Raw genomic sequence first — 16,596 nt, forward strand, 5'->3', positions numbered from 1 at the left:
CCCGGCGGGGTGGGCGCCGGGCCGGTGGCACACCTGGCCGGCCCGCTCCCCCGTGACGCTACCGCCCGCTCCCCCGGTGGACCACGTGGCCGCCCGTCACCGTGAGGAGGACCGGTGCCTCGGCGACCTCGTCGGCGGGGGCGTCGACGGGGTCGAGGCCCAGGGCCGTCAGGTCCGCCCGGTACCCGGCGGCGATCCGTCCGGCGACCGCTTCCTCACCGGCCGCGAGCGCCGCGTGGCTGGTGCAGCCCTCCAGCGCCTGGAGTCCGCTCAGCCCGGCCCGGGAGGACGCGGCGCCGCGCGGTGCCCGGGCCGTGGCCAGGACCCCGCGGGCGTCGTGGTGGGCGATCGGCCAGTCCGAGCCGAGCGCGACCACCACGCCCGCGTCCCTGAGGTCCCGCAGCCGCCAGGCCCGTGCGGCGCGTTCCTCACCGAGCCGCGACGACCACGCGTCGGTCAGGTCGGCGCGGGTGTACCCGGTGTGCGGCGGCTGCATGGACGCGACGACCCCGACCCGGGCGAACCGTGCCACCACGTCGTCGGGCACCGACTCGATGTGCTCGACCCGGTGCGTGTGCCGCCCGCCGGGCCCCAGCGACTCGACCGTGGACAGGACGTGGCGCACGGCGGCGTCGCCGATCGCGTGCGTGGCGGTGCGCACCCCGGCGCGGTGCAGGGCCCGGACGGCGTCGCTGTACGCGTCCGGGTCGGGCCAGAACGCGTCGGTGCCCTGGCCGTGGCAGTCGGGGTGGTCGAGCCAGGCGGTGCCGCCCTCGACGGTGCCGTCCATGAACAACTTCACGCCGCCGACCTGCCAGTGCCGGCCGCCCCTGCCCTGGAGGGCGACCAGTTCCGCGAGGTCGTCCGCGTCAGCGCCGGGCATGCACCACGGGGCGAAGCGCAGCCGCAGCGGCAGGACGGTCTCCCGCGCCACGGCGTCCATCAGGGCGGGATCGCCGAGGTCCATGACGTGGGCGCCGGTGAGGCCGGTGGCCGCCATGGCGTTCAGCAGGTCGATCAGCCGGGCCCGGCGCTCGTCGTACGTCGCGCGGGGCATGACGGCCGTGACGAGGTCCATCGCGGCGTGCTCGACGAGGTGGCCGGTCAGTCGTCCGTCGGCGTCGACGGCGATGTGGGAGCGCTGGGCGAAGGCCCGCGGCCCGGTGATGCCGGCGGCCCGCAGCGCGGCCCCGGTGACGAGGGCGGAGTGGCCGTCGTAGAGGCGGAGGAAGGCGGGCGCGCCGCCCAGGACGTCCTCGACGAGCGCGCGGTCGACGGGACGGCCCTCGAAGGCGTTGTGGTCGAGGCCCCAGGCGAGGACCCAGCCGTCGGTGCGCGGCGCGGCGGCGAGGGCGGAGCGCAGTCCGTCGAGGTCGCGCACGGCGGTGAGGTCGAGGCCGGTGGCCAGGTCCAGGCCCCACACGGGGTGGCTGTGGCCGTCCACCAGGCCCGGAACCAGCCATCCGCCGCCCAGGTCCACCACCTCGGTGTCCGGCCCGCGCCAGTCCCGTACGTCCGCGTCCTCGCCGACGGCGGCGATCAGCCCGTCGCGTACGGCGACCGCCGAGGCGTGCGGCCGGCGCGGGTCGAGGGTGCGGATGTGGGCGCCGGTGACTACGAGGTCGGCGAGGGGCATCGGGAGGTGTCTCCTTGCGGGGTCGGACGGAGGGTGGGCGTGGTCACTCGGCGGCGTCGGACGAGGGCTCGGCGGCGAAGCCCGCGTACACCTCGGGCCGGGACCGGCGCAGCCACCACCCGAGGGCGAGGCCGATGACGAGGACGGCCGGGACGATCGCCGCGAGGACGGTGTTGACGGTGGTGGAGGCGCCGGTGAACTGGTCGAGGTGGGTGACGACCAGGGCGATGGCGCCGGTCAGGAGCAGCGCCGCGGCGACGGGTGCGACGACCGTGCGCAGGGCGCCCTCGCCGTGGGCGACGCGCCGGAAGTAGAGCGGCACGGCGATCGCGGCGAGCAGTTGCAACACCATGAGGGCGAGCATGCCGGGCGTGTTCACCCACAGCAGCAGTTGGGTGTAAGGGTCGGCGCCGGCCGCGGCGAAGGCGAGGACGACGGCCGCGCCGAGCACGGTCTGGGCGATGCCGGCGACGTACGGGGAGCGGTGGCGGGGGTGGACGCGGGTGAGGGCCTTGGGGAGGATCCCCTCCTCGGCGAGGGCCAGCCCGTAGCGGTTGATGGCGTTGTGGAAGGCCAGCAGGGAGGCGAGGACGCTGGTGACGATGAGGATGTGCATCAGGTCGGCCGCCCAGGAGCCGACGTAGACGGTGATGGCGGAGAAGAACAGGTCCGCGGGGTTCGAGCCGGCCGTGGCGATGACTTTCGCGTCGCCGAACGCCTGGATCACCGTCCACACGATGAACGCGTAGAACAGGCCGAGGAAGGCGACGGCGAGGTAGGTGGCGCGCGGCACGGTGCGGGCCGGGTCGCGGGCCTCCCGGCGGTAGATCACGGTGGACTCGAAGCCGGTGAACGCGGCGAACGCGAAGGCCAGGACGGCGATCATGCCGGGGACCATGACGTTGCCGGGCGCGAAGGAGGCGACGGACAGGCCGTCGGCGCCGCCGTCGACCAGGACCGCTCCGGCGAGCAGGACGAGGATGCCGGTCTCGGCGACGAGGAGGACGCCGAGGACCTTGGCGCCGAAGTCGATGGACCGGTAGCCGCCGTAGCCGATGAGCAGCAGGCCGAGCAGGGAGACGGGCAGCCAGGGGATGTCGGCGCCGAACAGGGAGCGGGCGGTGTCGCGGGTGGCGGTGCCGAGGAGGCCGTAGACGCCGATCTCCATGCCGTTGTAGCCGATGAGCGCGAGGAGCGCGGCGCCGATGCCGGCCCGGCGGCCGAGGCCGCGGGTGATGAACGCGTAGAACGCGCCGGCGCTGCGGACGTGACGGCTCATGGTGGTGAAGCCGATGGCGAAGACGGCGAGGGTGAGGCCGGCCAGCAGATAGCCGACGGGGGCGCCGATGCCGCCCATCAGGATCGCGAGGGGGGCGACGCCGGCCATCACGGTGAGCGGGGCGGCGGCGGAGACGACGAAGAAGGCGATGTCGGTGGTGCCGAGCGAGCCCCGGCGCAGGGAGTACGTGGCGGGCGGCTCGGTCTCGGTGGGCTCCGCGCTGGGCGCGGAGGGGGTGACGGTCATGGGGAAAGCCCTTCTGGCTGCTTGCGGGGACAGGGCCACCGGGTGGGCGGGGGCGAGGCCACCGGGTGGGCGGGGTCGCCCGGACCGGTAAACCTAAAGGCTTTCGGTTTTGGCAATGTAACCTTCACCACGACCGCTGGGAAGACCCCGAAGAGGACGGACACCATGGGACGGCCGCGCACACCCCTGCTGAACCGGGAGCGCATCACCACGACCGCGCTCGAACTCGTCGATGCGCAGGGCGACTTCAGCGTCCCCCAGATCGCCCGGCGGCTCGGGGTGCAGACCGGGTCCGTGTATCACCATGTGGACGGCCGGGACGGCATCGTGGAACTGCTGCGCGAGCGGGTCACCCAGGGCATCGACGTCTCCGCGCTGGAGCTGCGCCCCTGGGACGAGGCCCTCGCGGCCTGGGCCCGTTCCTACCGCGCCGCCTTCGCCGCCCACCCCCGCGCGATCCCGCTGCTCATGACGTCCCCGGTGCGGGCCCCGCGCGTCCTGGAGCAGTACGAGCGTGCCGTCACCCTGCTCCTCGACGCGGGCTTCCCCCTCCCCGACGTGATGCCGGTGCTGGTGGCCCTGGAGAACGTCGTCCTCGGTTCGGCCCTCGATCTGGCCGCGCCGGAGGCCATGTGGGAGATCGCCGACAAGGCGGCCGCACCGCGCCTGGCCGAGGCGCTCGACGCGGTCGGCGACCACCGGGCGGACACCGCCTTCGAGCTGGCCCTGGAGGGCTTCCTCGACCACGCGCGCCGCAGACGGGAGCGGCACTCGGCGCCCTGACGCCGACGGGGGCCGGCCGCCGGCCAGTGGCGCGGCTCGTCGCGACCGTGCCGGACCGTGCGGCGCGGTCTGCCGTTCCGGTCCCGGCCGACGTGGCGTCCGCCGCGCACCGGACCCGGCGGCACGGGAAACTCCTGTGCGGTGGTTCGCACATCTCTGCGATCATCCCGGAATGGCCAGCCGTCTCGCATCCGTGGTTCTCCGGCACACCCACCGTCTGCCCGCCCCCGAGGGGTCCGCGGGGGACGGCGGCGCCGCGGCGCGGCAGTTCGACGCCGCGTTGCTGTCGGTGGGGTTCAAGCTGTCGGCCGAACTGCTGGCGCACCTGTCGGGGCTGTCGCGGGCCGCGGTGGTGCACACCGCAACGCGGACGCTGCGCACGGTGCGGGAGATGGTGGGCGACCACGTCGCGCACAACACGTACTTCATCGACTTCCCCGCGAACGTGCCGGACACCGAGGAGTTCTGGACGCGGTGCGTCGCCGAGGCGCTCCGTGACCGCAAGGCGCGTGACAGCGTGCTCTCCCAGCTGGCGCACGGGGTGCTGAACCTGCTCAGCCTGCCGTCGTACGGCCGCTACCAGCACACCTACGAGGAGATGCTCGCGGTGCAGGACGAGCTGATCGCCTCGGCCGGCGACCGGCTGACGGTGCTGCACCTCGGCGGGGACCTGGACGACGAGGTCACGGCCCTGTACCTGGCGCTCGCGGGCGGCACCACCCCGCTGGGCGAGGAGCACCTCGCCGACCTGAGAGTCCTCGCGCAGCGGTGCGCGACCGGTCCGCAGCCCGAGGCGATCCCGATCCGGGAGAACCGCGCCGTCGTCAACGAGGCCCGCCTCGCCGCCGGTGCCGACCTGCTCCTGGACACCGTCACCGATGTGCTGCGGCTGGCCTGCGCCCTGTCGGGCGGTGACGTGACGCTGCGGGAGCCGACACGGTTCCGTACGGTGCCGCGGCCGGTGCGCCGGGCGCTGCTCGCGGGCCTGGACGCCGTGGTCGCGGAGAATCCCGCGAAGCTCTGCGACGTGCACGCCTACCGCGAGCCCTTCAAGCGGCTCGGTGAGCGCCTGCACCCGCACGAGTACCCGCGGTGGCCGCACGCCACCGAGGTCTTCGCCGTGGCCCGGGGCGAGAAGGAGGCGCCCTCCTTCGACAGCCGCGCGCAGCGGCTGCTCGGCGAGGGCGACGTCCGTGGCGCCGCCGGTCTGCTGAAGTCCGCACCCGGCAAGCTGTTCCGGGCCCTGGACCACCTGGTGCGGACCGCCCACGGCCCGCAGGAGCGGGACGCGGTGGTGGCCGCGGCCGTGGAGGTCGCCCCCGAGGTGTCGGGCCGGGTCGTCCTGGCGGTGCGCGAGCATCTGCTCAACCGGGAGCGGGAGTCCGGCGAGCGCCGGGTGTTCGTCAACCGCCGGGGCCGGGCCTGGGTCGCCGCCGACACCCGGCCGGCCGTGCCGGCGGGGGACCGTGCGCGTCTGATCGCCGCCCTCGACGCGGAGCTGCGGCGCCGTCTGCCGGCGCCGGCCCGGCTGCTGGTCGACCCGGACGTCCTGGACGTGGCGCTGCCGCTCAGCGGCCGGGCGACCACCGCAGGGCTCGGGGTGCTGCCGCGGGGCTCCGCGTCGGCGGTCGACGGCGAGCTGCTGCGCTTCTTCGTGTACTGGAGGGAGTGCCTGCGGTCGACCGACTACGACCTGTCGGCGCTGATCCTGAACGCCGACTACAGCACCGACAGCTGGCTCTCCTACACCTCGCTCAAGACGGTGGGGGGCAGGCACTCCGGTGACATCACGGAGGCACCTCAGGGGGCCTCCGAGTTCATCGACCTGAACCTGGACCGGGTGGGCGGCGCGTTCGTCGTCCCGCAGGTGAACATCTACGCGGGTGAGGGGTTCGACGAGGCGGAGGAGTCGTTCTTCGGTTTCATGCTGCGGGAGGCGAACCAGAAGGGCCGTCCGTTCGAACCGCGCACCGTGCGCATGAAGTCGGAGCTGCGAGGGCCGGGGCGGGTGGCGCTGCCGCTGGCCTTCAAGCGGGAGCCGGACGGCAGGTGGCGGGCGAAGTGGCTGCACCTTTACCTGAGGGGCCTCACGTCGGACAACCGGGTCGAGGAGAACCAGGCGTCGGTGTCGCGGGTGGTGCGGGCCGTCATGGAGCGGGAGCAGCTCACGGTGCGGTACCTCGTCGGCCTGATGACGGCCGCCGACGGGTCGAACGCCGTGGAGCCCTGGGACGGCAGGTCCGTACCGGACGAGCCGGTCACGTTCATCGGTCTCGAACGTCCCGAGGGGCTGCACCCGGAGTCCCGGATCATCACCGTCGAAAATCTGCGCGACTTGATTCCGGGCTGAGTGCTAGCGTGACCGCAGGCGAGGCCATGAAGGGGCTTCCTTCTCCATTCCTCCTTGAACCGAGTCCTTTCGCTCTCCTCGCCGTTCACGTCGCCCCGGGCGGCGCCCGCGTTCAGTGCGCGAGCGCCGCCCGTGCCGCGTCCAGAGCCTGCTCCGCGTAGCCGCGGCCGAAGAGCACCGTGTGGACCAGCAGGGGGAAGAGCTGGTGGAGGCCGACGCGGTCCCGCCAGCCGGCCGCGAGGGGCGCCGTCCGCTGGTAGCCGTCGAGCACGCGGTCGAGGTGCGGGCAGCCGAAGAGCGCGAGCATCGCGAGGTCGGTCTCGCGGTGGCCGCCGTGCGCGGCGGGGTCGATGAGCCAGGTCCGTCCGTCGGCGCCCCACAGGACGTTGCCGTTCCACAGGTCGCCGTGCAGCCGGGCGGGCGGCTCGGCGGGGCCCGCGAGGTAGGGCAGCCGCGCGCAGACCTCCTCGAGCAGGGCGGCCTCGGCCGGGCGGAGCGTGCCGCCGTCGACCGCGAGCCGCAGATACGGCAGCACCCGGTGCTCTGCGTACCAGCCGGGCCAGTCGGCTCCGGGGACGTTCCGCAGGGGGGCGTGTCCGATGGAGGCGCGCTCCGGCCCGCCGGGGGGCGCGGCGCCGAAAGCGGGCGCTCCGGCGGCGTGCAGGGCGGCCAGCGACTCCCCGAAGCGGGCCGCCGCCGCAGCGCCGGGTGGACCCTGGCGGATCCGGTCGAGAACCAGGCGGTCCCCCTCCTGGCCGTGGACCGCGGGCACGGGGACCGCGCCCGCCTCGGCGAGCCAGCGCAGTCCGGCCGCCTCCGCACGTGCCGCGTCCGGGCCGTCGGCCCGCTTGACGATCACGGCCCGGCCGTCGTCGAGGGTGACCTCGGTGAGGGTGCCGGAGAGCCGGCGCTCGCCGGCGGCCTCACGGCCGGTGAGCCGTACGGCCAGGTCGCCGGGCGACTCGTGCGCGCTCATCGCGTACCACCTCCGGATGCCGGTGCGGCCGGCCTCGTTCCCCGTGCACCGTACGGGCGGCCCGGGGCCCCGGTGAAATGCCCACGCCATGGCCTGCCCTGCCGTACGGCGAGGTCGTGGTCCTCGGGCGTCATCGCCGACGGCGACCGGACGGGCGACGGCGGCGGGGCGGCGGGAGTGCGGGAAGAGGGGCGGGAGAGCGGGTGGCGCCGATCAGGGTTCCGAGGTCTCGGACTCCAGCGCGGTGCGGGTCGGCAGGCCGTAGACGCCCGACTCGTCGTCGAGGACGATGCGGGTGAACTGGTAGCCGCGGACCGCGCTCTCGACGTCCCGGTCGTACTCGCCGTCGGCCTCCCCGCTGTAGAGGCCGACCTGGCGCAGACGGAGCTGGAGTTCGATGACCTCGGGGCCCTGGTCGCCGGGGCCGAGGACGGGGTTCGGCTCGGAGCTGCCGCTGGGCGTGGGGCCGGAGGCACTGGTGGCGCCGCTGTTGGACGGGGTCCGGGTCGGGTCGGGGGAGCCGGACGGGGTGACCGGGCTCTCGCTGGGGGTCGCGTCCGGGGAGCCGCTCGGGGTGCCCGTCGACCGGCTCGGTGAGGCCGTGCCCGACGGGGTCGGTGTCGGGGCCGTGTCCTCCTGGGAGGCCGATTCCGGCAGCCGGGCCCGGACGTCGTCCGGCAGGGCGCCGTCCCGCGCGGGCGCGTCGTACGAGAAGAGACCGCTCACGAGGCCGGCCGCGACCAGGGCGGCCACCGCGGCGGCTCCGGCCCCCACGGCGAGCGCCTTCTTGCGTCGCCGCCCGCTCTCGGGACGGCCGGTGCCGGTGGCGAACCGCGCGTCCGGGGCACTGGGCGGCCCCAGTTCCCCGGCAGGGACCGGCAGTTCCTCCGTGGGGTCGCCCGACCCGTACGCGAGGTCGTGGAACCCGGGGGATCCGGCCGAGTCGGCGGCGGCGACGGCGACGGCGTCAGGGGCTCCGGCCGCATCCGGAGCGCCCCGGGTCTCGTCGCCGACCTTCACGAAGGGCCGTATCCGTACCGGGTCGAAGTCCTCGACGGCCGCCGCCTGTGCCGTCCGGGAGTCGCGGTGGGCCTCGGACGCCTGCTCGGCGCAGGAACAGGCCGGGGTGCCGTCCACCGTCCGGGGCGTACCGCACTGGGGGCAGACAGGGCCTGTCGGTTCACTCACGCGTGCACTCTCTTCGAACGGGTCTACCGGAGTTCTCACAGTCTTCTACACGAAATCCCCAAGACTTGCTTGAATCCCGAACCAGAACCCGCACAGGAGATCGAAAAACGGTCAACTCACGTCAGTGCGAAATGAGGTGACGACACGTCGGGTCGTCGTGCGCGCCACGATTCAGGAGCTGCCGGCGGGTCAGGCGGCCGACCGTCCTGCGGGGCGCCGTGCGCAGGGTCCGCAGGACGGGCAGCTGATCCGGGGAGAGCCTGGCCCGCTCACCGCCGCCCGCGATGAGCGCGTTGACGGAGGCCATCGGGTCACCACCGAGCTGCCGGGCCACCAGCGCGCCGACCACCAGCGGGATCAGCACCACGGCGAGGGCCGAACCGGTCGCGGTGGCCTTGGCGGTGACGTGCCGGAGGGGGCGCGGGCCCGAGGTGTGCGTGTTCATGGCGACAGTGCACCAGCGGTGGGGGCGGCCCCGCACCTGACCGCGTACTCATGCGCGGCGCCCCGGATACTCAGTGCCGCGTGGGCACCCTTCGGGTACGGGCGGGTGCCGCGTGGGCACCGTCAGGTGCGGGCGCCGGGCCGCCCCGCCGCTCAGGCCGCCGCCGGGGCTCCCCGCTCCCCCGCCGTCCGGTGGATGGGGGTGTCCGACCCGGTCAGCGGCACCCCCGTGCCGCCGCGCCGGACGGCGACGATCTCCGCCGCGATGGACAGGGCCGTCTCCTCGGGCGTACGGGCCCCCAGGTCGAGCCCGATCGGGGACCTGAGCCGGGCCAGCTCCCGCCCGCTCAGGCCCACTTCGCGCAGCCGGCGCTCGCGGTCGGCGTGCGTGCAGCGCGAGCCCATCGCGCCGACGTACGCGACCGGCATCCGCAGCGCGGTCCTCAGCAGGGGCACGTCGAACCTGGCGTCATGGGTCAGCACGCACAGGACCGTGCGCGCGTCGGTCCGCGTGCGCCCGAGGTAGCGGTGCGGCCAGTCCACGACGATCTCGTCGGCCTCCGGGAAGCGGGTCCTGGTGGCGAACACGGGGCGGGCGTCGCACACGGTCACGTGGTAACCGAGGAACGTGCCGGCGCGGACCAGCGCGGAGGCGAAGTCGATCGCGCCGAACACGATCATCCGGGGCGGCGGGGCGGCGGACTCCACGAGGAGGGTGAGCCCGCCGGGGCAGTGCGATCCGTCCGGTGACAGGTCGACGGTGCCGGTGCGCCCGGCGTCCAGCATCGCCCGTGCCTCGGCCGCGGCCGTCCGGTCCAGCTCGGGGTGGCCGCCGAGCCCGCCCTCGGATCCGCCGTCGGGCCGTACGAGCAGGGCCCCGCCAAGGAGTTCGGCCGGGCCCCGGGCGACCCGGACGAAGGCGGCCGCCCCCTCCCCGGCGACGGCCGAGAGCGCCGACCGGAACACCGGGGCGGCCGCGGTGGTCCGGGTGACCGGCGTGACCAGGATGTCGATCACGCCGCCGCAGGTCAGCCCCACGGCGAAGGCGTCCTCGTCGCTGTACCCGAACCGCTGGAGGACCACCTCCCCGTCCGCGAGGGCCTGCCGGCACAGCTCGTACACCGCGCCCTCCACGCACCCGCCGGAGACCGAGCCGAGGGCGGTGCCCTCGCTGTCGACGGCGAGGGCGGCCCCGGGACCCCGGGGTGCGCTGCCGGCGACGGAGACCACGGTGGCGACCGCGAAGTCCTTTCCCTCGGCGGCCCATTGGTGCAGCTCGGCGGCGAGGTCAAGCATCCGGGGCTCCCGCGAGGAGGACCCGGTCGGGCCGGATGGGCAGGTGGCGGTGGCGTACGCCGGTCGCGTGCCAGACCGCGTTGGCGACGGCCGCGGCGGCGCCGACGATGCCGACCTCCCCGATGCCCTTGATCCCGACGGGATCGTCCGGGTCGTGGTCGTCGACCCAGTGCGCCTCGACGGCGGGCACGTCGGCGTGCGCGGCCACGTGGTAGGAGGCGAGATCGGCGCCGTAGTGGCCGCCCGTGGCCCGGTCCCGTACCCCTTCCTCGTGGAGGGCCATGGAGATGCCCCAGACCATGCCGCCGGTCAGCTGGCCGCGTGCGGTGAGCGGGTTGACGATGCGGCCGGCGGCGAAGACGCCGAGCATGCGGCGTACACGGACCTCGCCGGTGGCGGGGTCGACGGCGACCTCGGCGAACTGGGCACCGTAGGAGTGCCGTTCCCGCTGGGTGAGGGCGCCGAGGGCGGCGGTGGTGTCGGAGCGGACGGTGACGCCCTCCGGCGGCACGCGGACGTCCGGGGCGAGCCGCTCCCGCAGTTCGGCGGCGGCGAGGCGGATCGCCCAGGACCAGGAGCGGGTGCCCGTGGAACCGCCGGCGATCATGGCGGGGCCGAAGTCGCTGTCGCCGATCCGCACCCGGACACGGTCCGGCACGACGTCCAGCGCGTCGGCGGCGACCAGGGTGAGCGCGGTACGGGCGCCGGTGCCGATGTCCGCCGCGTTGATCCGCACGGTGAAGGAGCCGTCCGCCTCCGCCGTCACCGCCGCCGTGGAGGGCCCGGCGCCCGCGGGGAAGGAGGCCGCCGCCGTGCCGGTGCCGAGCAGCCAGCGTCCGTCGCGGCGGACGCCGGGGCGCGGGTCGCGGTCGGCCCAGCCGAAGCGGCGGGCGCCCTCGCGGAAGCAGGCGGACAGGTTGCGGCCGGCGAAGGGCAGGCCCGAGACGGGGCCCCGCTCGGGTTCGTTGCGCAGCCGCAGGTCGATCGGGTCGACGCCCAGCTTCTCGGCGAGTTCGTCGAGGGCGGACTCCAGCGCGAACGAGCCCGGTGCCTCGCCCGGCGCGCGCATCCAGGTCGGCGTTCCCACGTCGAGGCGTACGACGCTGTTCACGGTGTGGTGGGCGTCGGCGTCGTACATCACGCGCGACGGGGCGCTGGCCGACTCGTTGAACTCGTGCACGGTCGAGGTCAGGCTCAGGGAGCGGTGCTCCAGGGCGCGCAGTCGTCCGTCCGCGTCGGCGCCGAGCCTGATCCGCTGGGCGGTGGGGCTGCGGTAGCCGGCGAGGGAGAACATCTGACGGCGGGTCATGACGACGCGGACCGGGCGCCGCAGGACCGTCGCGGCCATCACGGCGGCCACCTGGTGGGCGCGGACGCCCTTGCTGCCGAAGCCGCCGCCGACGTGTTCCGAGCGCACCCGCACGGCCGACGGGTCGAGCGAGAAGAGGTTCGCGAGTTCCCCCGCGACCCACATGGTGCCCTGGTTGGAGTCGACGACCTCCAGCCGGCCGTCCTCCCAGCGGGCCGTCGCCCCGTGGGGCTCCATCGGGTTGTGGTACTCCTCGGGGGTGGTGTACTCGGCGTCCACGACGGCGGCGGACGCGGCGAGTTCGGCCTCCAGGTCGCCCTTCTCCGTGACCGCCGGACCGAATCCGCCCGTGGGCCGGGCGCGCGGGTGGTCGGCGGTGAACACGACGTCGTGCGGCTCCTGTTCGTAGTGCACGACGAGCGCCTCGGCTGCCTCCCTGGCCTGCTCGGGGGTCTCGGCGACGACCAGCGCCACCGGCCAGCCCGGATGGGGCACCCGGTCGTGCTGGAAGACCGCGGCGGTCGGGTCGGGCTTGCCGCCCATGAGGCCGGGGTAGTCGGTCGCGACCTGCGGGGCGTTGCCGTGGTGCAGGACGGTGCGGACGCCCGGCATCGCCAGCACGGGCGCGGTGTCGAGGGCACGGATCCGGCCGCGGGCCACGGTGGAGAGCACGAGCCAGCCGTGGGCGAGCCCCGGGAAGGGGATCTCGGCGGCGTAGCGGGCGGCCCCGGTGACCTTGTCCCGGCCCTCGACCCGGGTGTGGGCGGTGCCCACGGCGCCCTGGCGTGCGGTGGGGGCGGTGGTCATCGGGAAGCCTCCTCGGTGAGTCGGGTCAGTTCGGCCACGACGAGGTTGCGCATGAGGGTCACTTTGTAGGCGTTGTGGGGCAGGGGCCGGGCGGCGGCCAGTTCGGCGTCCGCGGCGGCGGCGAAGGTCCCGGCGTCGGCGGGCGCGCCGGTCAGGGCGCGTTCGGCGGTACGGGCCCGCCAGGGCCGGGAGGCGACGGCGCCGAAGGCCAGGCGCACGTCGTGCACGACACCGTCACGGACGTCGAGGGCGGCGGCGACGGAGCCGATGGCGAAGGCGTACGAGGCGCGCTCGCGGACCTTGCGGTAGCGGGAGCGGGCGGCGACGGGCACGGCCGGCAGGGTGACCCCGGTGATCAGCGCGCCGGGCGGCAGCGCCGTCTCCCGGTGCGGGGTGTCGCCGACCGGCAGGTAGAAGTCGCCGAACGGAAGTTCGCCCGGCCCGTCCGGGGTCGCGTAGGACACGACGGCGTCGAAGGCCGCCAGGGCCACGCCCATGTCGGAAGGGTGGGTCGCCACGCAGTGCTCGCTGGCGCCCAGCACGGCGTGGTTGTGGTGCTCGCCCTCGACGGCGGGGCAACCGCTGCCGGGGACGCGCTTGTTGCAGGGCTTGGTGATGTCGGCGAAGTAGCCGCAGCGGGTGCGCTGGAGCAGGTTGCCGCCGACGGTGGCCATGTTGCGCAGTTGTCCGGAGGCACCGGCGAGGACCGCCTGCGTCAGCGCCGGGTAGCGGCGGCGGACCTCGGGGTGGGCGGCGAGGTCGCTGTTGGTGACGGTCGCACCGATCCGCAGCCCGCCGTCGGCCGTCGGCTCGATCCGGTCCAGGGGGAGTTCGCGGACGTCGACGAGCCGGGCGGGCCGTTCCACGCCGGTCTTCATCAGGTCGACGAGGTTGGTGCCGCCGCCGAGGAAGCGTGCCTCCGGATCACCGTCGAGCAGGGCGAGGGCGCCGGGGACGTCGTGGGCGCACCGGTAGTCGAACTCCCTCACGCGACGGCCTCCTTGGCGGCCGAGCGGTCGGCGGCGGCGCGGGCCACGGCCTGCACGATGGACACGTACGCGCCGCAGCGGCAGAGGTTGCCGCTCATGCGCTCGCGGATCTCCTCCGGTGTGAGGGGTGGGGGGCCGGCCTCGGGCCGTAGGTCGTCGGTGGCGGCACTGGGCCAGCCCGCCGCGTGCTCCTCGATCACCGCGATGGCGGAGCAGATCTGGCCGGGGGTGCAGTAACCGCACTGGTAGCCGTCCAGTTCGAGGAACGCCTCCTGCACCGGGTGCAGCCCGTCGCCTTCGGCGACGCCCTCGATGGTGGTGATCTCCCGTCCCTCGGCCGCCACGGCCAGCTGGAGGCAGGAGAGGTTGCGGCGCCCGTCGACGAGGACGGTGCAGGCACCGCACTGCCCCTGGTCGCAGCCCTTCTTGGTCCCGGTCAGGTCGAGGCGCTCGCGCAGGGCGTCGAGCAGGGTGGTGCGGTGGTCGACGGTCAGCGTGTGCTTCTCGCCGTTGACGGTCAGGGTGACGGCACTGTACGTCGAGGAAGGGGCTGAGGACATGAACAGCCTTCTTTCGCGTATCCGGAGCGAGTGGGAGGAAGGCTCCGGCAGGCAGGAGTGTGCGAGGACATGACGGGTGGGTGGGGGCGCGGCCCGGGGCGGCGCTAGGATGACCCAATCGGACAGTTGTCCGTCTACCCGGCCAACGTAACGGACAACTGTCCGGATCGGCAAGCACGGAATCCGGTCACCAGCCGGCGAGGAGGACGCGTGGCGGAGGAGAAGGACGCGCCGCTGCGCTCGGACGCGCGTCGGAACCGCGAGCGCATCCTGGCCGTCGCCCTGGAGGAGCTGACCCGGTCCGCGGACGCGCCGCTGAGCGCCATCGCCAAGAAGGCGGGTGTCGGGCAGGGCACGTTCTACCGTCACTTCCCGAACCGCGAGGCCCTCGTCCTGGAGCTCTACCGGCACGAGATGCAGCAGGTCGCCGACAGCGCGGCCGAACTGCTCGCGGTCCACGCGCCGGACCGGGCGCTGCGCGAGTGGATGGACCGTCTGGCCAGGTTCGCGCTCACCAAGGTCGGCCTCGCGGACGCGATCCGGCAGGCGGCGGGCGCTCCGGGGAGCCCCGGCAGACCAGGCCCCGCCCCGGTGCTGGCGGCCGCCGACGCGCTGCTGCGCGCGGCCGAGGAGGCGGGCACCATCCGACCCGGCGTGAGCGCGGACGACTTCTTCCTCGTCATCGCCGGGCTCTGGCAGATCGACGCGAGCGACGACTGGCAGGCCCGGGCCACCCGCCTCATGGATCTCGTGATGGACGCCCTGCGCGCGGGGGCGCCGAAGAAGTGAGAGACCGCCGGGGAGCCGCCCGCCCGTGTCACAGGGCGCGCCCCGGCGGGTCGTCCGGGTCGTCACTTCCCGGGCTCGTACGCGTTGTGCCGCGCGATCGCCAGGGTCGGCACCCTTGGCCCCCGAGGCCGACGGAGCCGTGACCGCCGCGGTGGAGGTGCTCGGCGGGAGGCCCCTCCGGCGCCGGCCGGGCCACCAGCCCCCGGCCCTTCACCACCGGCATCGACCGCTCCACCGTACCGCCGCCGGAGGACGCCTCGACGATCAGCGTGGGCGTCCAGCCACGCGCACCCCTGGCCACCGGGTCCAGGGGAGCGTGCACGGCAGCGCGACGGCGCCCTGCGCGACGGTACGGCCGGCCACGCCCCGGGACCACAGGTCGACGGCGGTGCGAAACGCACACCGGTCAGCGGCGGCGCGGCTGCCGCCCTTTCGGCGGTCACCCCTTCGGCCGTCGCCTTCTTCAGCCGACCTTGCCCTTCGGCCGTCGCCCCTTCGGCCGACCATCCCGAACCGAGGGGTGCGCCCCGAACCGAGGATTCCGTCCCGAACTGCACGGTCCATACGGAACCGCACGGTCCATCCCGGGCCGAAGGAACGTGCGTCACGGCACCGGGATGGTGATCGTTTCCCGAGGGGGTCAACTCCCCCTGATCACCGGGGAATCGGACCGCTCGACGCACGCATCTTGACGCGTAAATGACAAGAATGGCATGTTCCCATGGGAGCGCTCCCCTCTCACCAGGGAAGGGAACACGAACACCATGCGCAGCACCCGCCACTCCCCCATCCGGATCCTTCCGCTTCTCGGCATGCTGGCCGCTCTACTCATCCCCTCCACCCTCACCTTCGCGGCGCCGGCCTCGGCCGCCACGGCGAAGGGGACGGCCGCCGACCCGGTGCGCATCATGCCGCTCGGCGACTCCATCACCGGCTCGCCCGGCTGCTGGAGGGCCGTGCTGTGGAACCGTCTGCAGAACGCCGGCTACACGGACATCGACTTCGTCGGCACCCTCGGCCCCCAGGGGTGCGGGCAGGCGCACGACGGCGACAACGAGGGCCACGGCGGCGAACTCGTCACCAACGTGGCCGACCAGAACCTGCTGCCGGGACGGCTCGCCGCGACCCTTCCGGACATCGTTGTCATGCACTTCGGCACCAACGATGTGTGGAGCAGCATCTCCCCCGACCGCATCCTCGCCGCCTACACCAAGCTCGTCGGGCAGATGCGGGCCTCCAACCCCGACATGAGGATCCTCGTCGCGCAGATCATCCCCATGAACCCGAGCACCTGCTCGGGCTGCGCGCAGCGCGTCGTCGACTTCAACGCGCGGATCCCGGCCTGGGCGCAGGCGACGAGTACCAGCCGCTCGCCGGTGACCGTCGTCGACCAGTGGACGGGCTTCGACACGGCCGCCGACACCTATGACGGCGTGCACCCCAACTCGTCCGGCGACAACAAGATCGCCGCCCGCTGGTACCCGGCGCTCAGCGCACTGCTGGAGCCGGGCTCCGGTGACCCGGGCGACCCCGGCGATCCGGGCGACGGACCGTGCAGCGCGGCCTTCCGCGCCGTCAGCGTCTGGCAGGGCGGCTACCAGGGCGAGGTGACGGTGACCAACACGTCCGCCTCCCCGGTGTCGGGCTGGACCGCGACGGTCGTACCGGCCGGAGGAACCCGGCTGACCCAGGTCTGGAACGGCACGTTGAGCACGGCGGCCGACGGGACGGCCACCGTCACCAACGCCAACTGGAACGGCACGCTCGCCCCCGGCGCCCACGCCACGTTCGGTTTCGTCGCCGACACGTCGACCGCGTCCGGGACACCGTCGGCGACCGTCACCTGCACGGCGAGGGGCGTCGCCGGCCGATGACGGTGGGGCCCCGCCGAACGATGCGGACCGGGGCCCGTCGCGACCGTCACCCGGACGGCGGCGCCGTCCG

Annotated in this window: 13 protein-coding genes; 4 read left to right on the plus strand and 9 right to left on the minus strand. The window is 74.4% G+C overall.

The genetic code is table 11. From position 1 onward, the window contains the following. Positions 1–58: 58 nt before the first annotated feature. Together GSY65_RS03270 and GSY65_RS03275 are read right to left on the minus strand one after the other, a co-directional pair. Positions 59–1,636, minus strand: coding sequence for an amidohydrolase (locus GSY65_RS03270; RefSeq protein WP_159765861.1), 1,578 nt, complete (start codon positions 1,634–1,636; stop codon positions 59–61). A 43-nt stretch (positions 1,637–1,679) separates the two neighbouring features. Further along, positions 1,680–3,161 (minus strand): APC family permease, encoded by a 1,482-nt coding sequence (locus tag GSY65_RS03275; protein ID WP_159765862.1) that lies wholly within the window; start codon positions 3,159–3,161, stop codon positions 1,680–1,682. A 165-nt stretch (positions 3,162–3,326) separates the two neighbouring features. On the opposite strand from GSY65_RS03275, the gene GSY65_RS03280 reads away from it, so the two are divergent. Both GSY65_RS03280 and GSY65_RS03285 read left to right on the plus strand, forming a co-directional pair. Then, the gene (locus GSY65_RS03280) at positions 3,327–3,944 is read left to right on the plus strand and encodes a TetR/AcrR family transcriptional regulator (RefSeq protein WP_159765863.1); all 618 of its coding nucleotides are present in this window, start codon (positions 3,327–3,329) and stop codon (positions 3,942–3,944) included. Positions 3,945–4,116: 172 nt separating this feature from the next. Further along, the gene (locus GSY65_RS03285) at positions 4,117–6,294 is read left to right on the plus strand and encodes a hypothetical protein (RefSeq protein WP_159765864.1); all 2,178 of its coding nucleotides are present in this window, start codon (positions 4,117–4,119) and stop codon (positions 6,292–6,294) included. A 112-nt stretch (positions 6,295–6,406) separates the two neighbouring features. On the opposite strand, the gene GSY65_RS03290 is transcribed toward GSY65_RS03285, so the two are convergent. The 7 genes from GSY65_RS03290 to GSY65_RS03320 all read right to left on the minus strand — a co-directional run bounded on the left by GSY65_RS03290 (position 6,407) and on the right by GSY65_RS03320 (position 13,863). Continuing rightward, positions 6,407–7,270 (minus strand): fructosamine kinase family protein, encoded by an 864-nt coding sequence (locus GSY65_RS03290; protein ID WP_159765865.1) that lies wholly within the window; start codon positions 7,268–7,270, stop codon positions 6,407–6,409. Between the two features lie 213 nt (positions 7,271–7,483). Continuing rightward, positions 7,484–8,458, minus strand: coding sequence for a peptidoglycan-binding domain-containing protein (locus tag GSY65_RS03295; protein ID WP_159765866.1), 975 nt, complete (start codon positions 8,456–8,458; stop codon positions 7,484–7,486). A gap of 121 nt (positions 8,459–8,579) precedes the next feature. After that, entirely contained in the window at positions 8,580–8,903 is a 324-nt protein-coding gene (locus GSY65_RS03300; RefSeq protein WP_201452440.1) for a hypothetical protein, read from the minus strand. A 152-nt stretch (positions 8,904–9,055) separates the two neighbouring features. Next, entirely contained in the window at positions 9,056–10,198 is a 1,143-nt protein-coding gene (locus tag GSY65_RS03305; protein ID WP_159765867.1) for an XdhC family protein, read from the minus strand. Continuing rightward, a complete protein-coding gene (locus tag GSY65_RS03310; RefSeq protein WP_159765868.1) occupies positions 10,191–12,314 on the minus strand; it encodes a xanthine dehydrogenase family protein molybdopterin-binding subunit in 2,124 nt (707 codons plus the stop codon). The genes GSY65_RS03305 and GSY65_RS03310 overlap by 8 nt, the downstream gene beginning before the upstream one ends. Further along, the gene (locus GSY65_RS03315; RefSeq protein ID WP_159765869.1) at positions 12,311–13,303 is read right to left on the minus strand and encodes an FAD binding domain-containing protein; all 993 of its coding nucleotides are present in this window, start codon (positions 13,301–13,303) and stop codon (positions 12,311–12,313) included. The genes GSY65_RS03310 and GSY65_RS03315 overlap by 4 nt, the downstream gene beginning before the upstream one ends. Further along, complete coding sequence (locus GSY65_RS03320) at positions 13,300–13,863, minus strand: 2Fe-2S iron-sulfur cluster-binding protein (protein WP_159765870.1); 564 nt, start codon at positions 13,861–13,863, stop codon at positions 13,300–13,302. Before GSY65_RS03320 ends, GSY65_RS03315 begins: the two co-directional genes overlap by 4 nt. Before the next feature lie 210 nt (positions 13,864–14,073). Here GSY65_RS03320 and GSY65_RS03325 point away from each other — a divergent pair, with 210 nt between their 5' ends. Continuing rightward, the gene (locus GSY65_RS03325) at positions 14,074–14,652 is read left to right on the plus strand and encodes a TetR/AcrR family transcriptional regulator (RefSeq protein ID WP_159765871.1); all 579 of its coding nucleotides are present in this window, start codon (positions 14,074–14,076) and stop codon (positions 14,650–14,652) included. Between the two features lie 764 nt (positions 14,653–15,416). Beyond that, on the plus strand, positions 15,417–16,526 hold the full coding sequence (locus GSY65_RS03330) for a GDSL-type esterase/lipase family protein (RefSeq protein WP_159765872.1): 1,110 nt from the start codon (positions 15,417–15,419) through the stop codon (positions 16,524–16,526). Positions 16,527–16,596 lie beyond the last annotated feature (70 nt).

The sequence above is a fragment of the Streptomyces sp. HM190 genome (assembly GCF_009857135.1).
Lineage (GTDB): Bacteria > Actinomycetota > Actinomycetes > Streptomycetales > Streptomycetaceae > Streptomyces > Streptomyces heilongjiangensis.

What these genes read in the sequence shown, in the direction of transcription:
- GSY65_RS03270 (WP_159765861.1), bottom strand. Translation starts at nt 1,636, where the DNA reads ATGCCCCTCGCCGACCTCGTAGTCACCGGCGCCCACATCCGCACCCTC.
- GSY65_RS03275 (WP_159765862.1), bottom strand. Translation starts at nt 3,161, where the DNA reads ATGACCGTCACCCCCTCCGCGCCCAGCGCGGAGCCCACCGAGACCGAG.
- GSY65_RS03280 (WP_159765863.1), top strand. Translation starts at nt 3,327, where the DNA reads ATGGGACGGCCGCGCACACCCCTGCTGAACCGGGAGCGCATCACCACG.
- GSY65_RS03285 (WP_159765864.1), top strand. Translation starts at nt 4,117, where the DNA reads ATGGCCAGCCGTCTCGCATCCGTGGTTCTCCGGCACACCCACCGTCTG.
- GSY65_RS03290 (WP_159765865.1), bottom strand. Translation starts at nt 7,270, where the DNA reads ATGAGCGCGCACGAGTCGCCCGGCGACCTGGCCGTACGGCTCACCGGC.
- GSY65_RS03300 (WP_201452440.1), bottom strand. Translation starts at nt 8,903, where the DNA reads ATGAACACGCACACCTCGGGCCCGCGCCCCCTCCGGCACGTCACCGCC.
- GSY65_RS03305 (WP_159765867.1), bottom strand. Translation starts at nt 10,198, where the DNA reads ATGCTTGACCTCGCCGCCGAGCTGCACCAATGGGCCGCCGAGGGAAAG.
- GSY65_RS03310 (WP_159765868.1), bottom strand. Translation starts at nt 12,314, where the DNA reads ATGACCACCGCCCCCACCGCACGCCAGGGCGCCGTGGGCACCGCCCAC.
- GSY65_RS03320 (WP_159765870.1), bottom strand. Translation starts at nt 13,863, where the DNA reads ATGTCCTCAGCCCCTTCCTCGACGTACAGTGCCGTCACCCTGACCGTC.
- GSY65_RS03330 (WP_159765872.1), top strand. Translation starts at nt 15,417, where the DNA reads ATGCGCAGCACCCGCCACTCCCCCATCCGGATCCTTCCGCTTCTCGGC.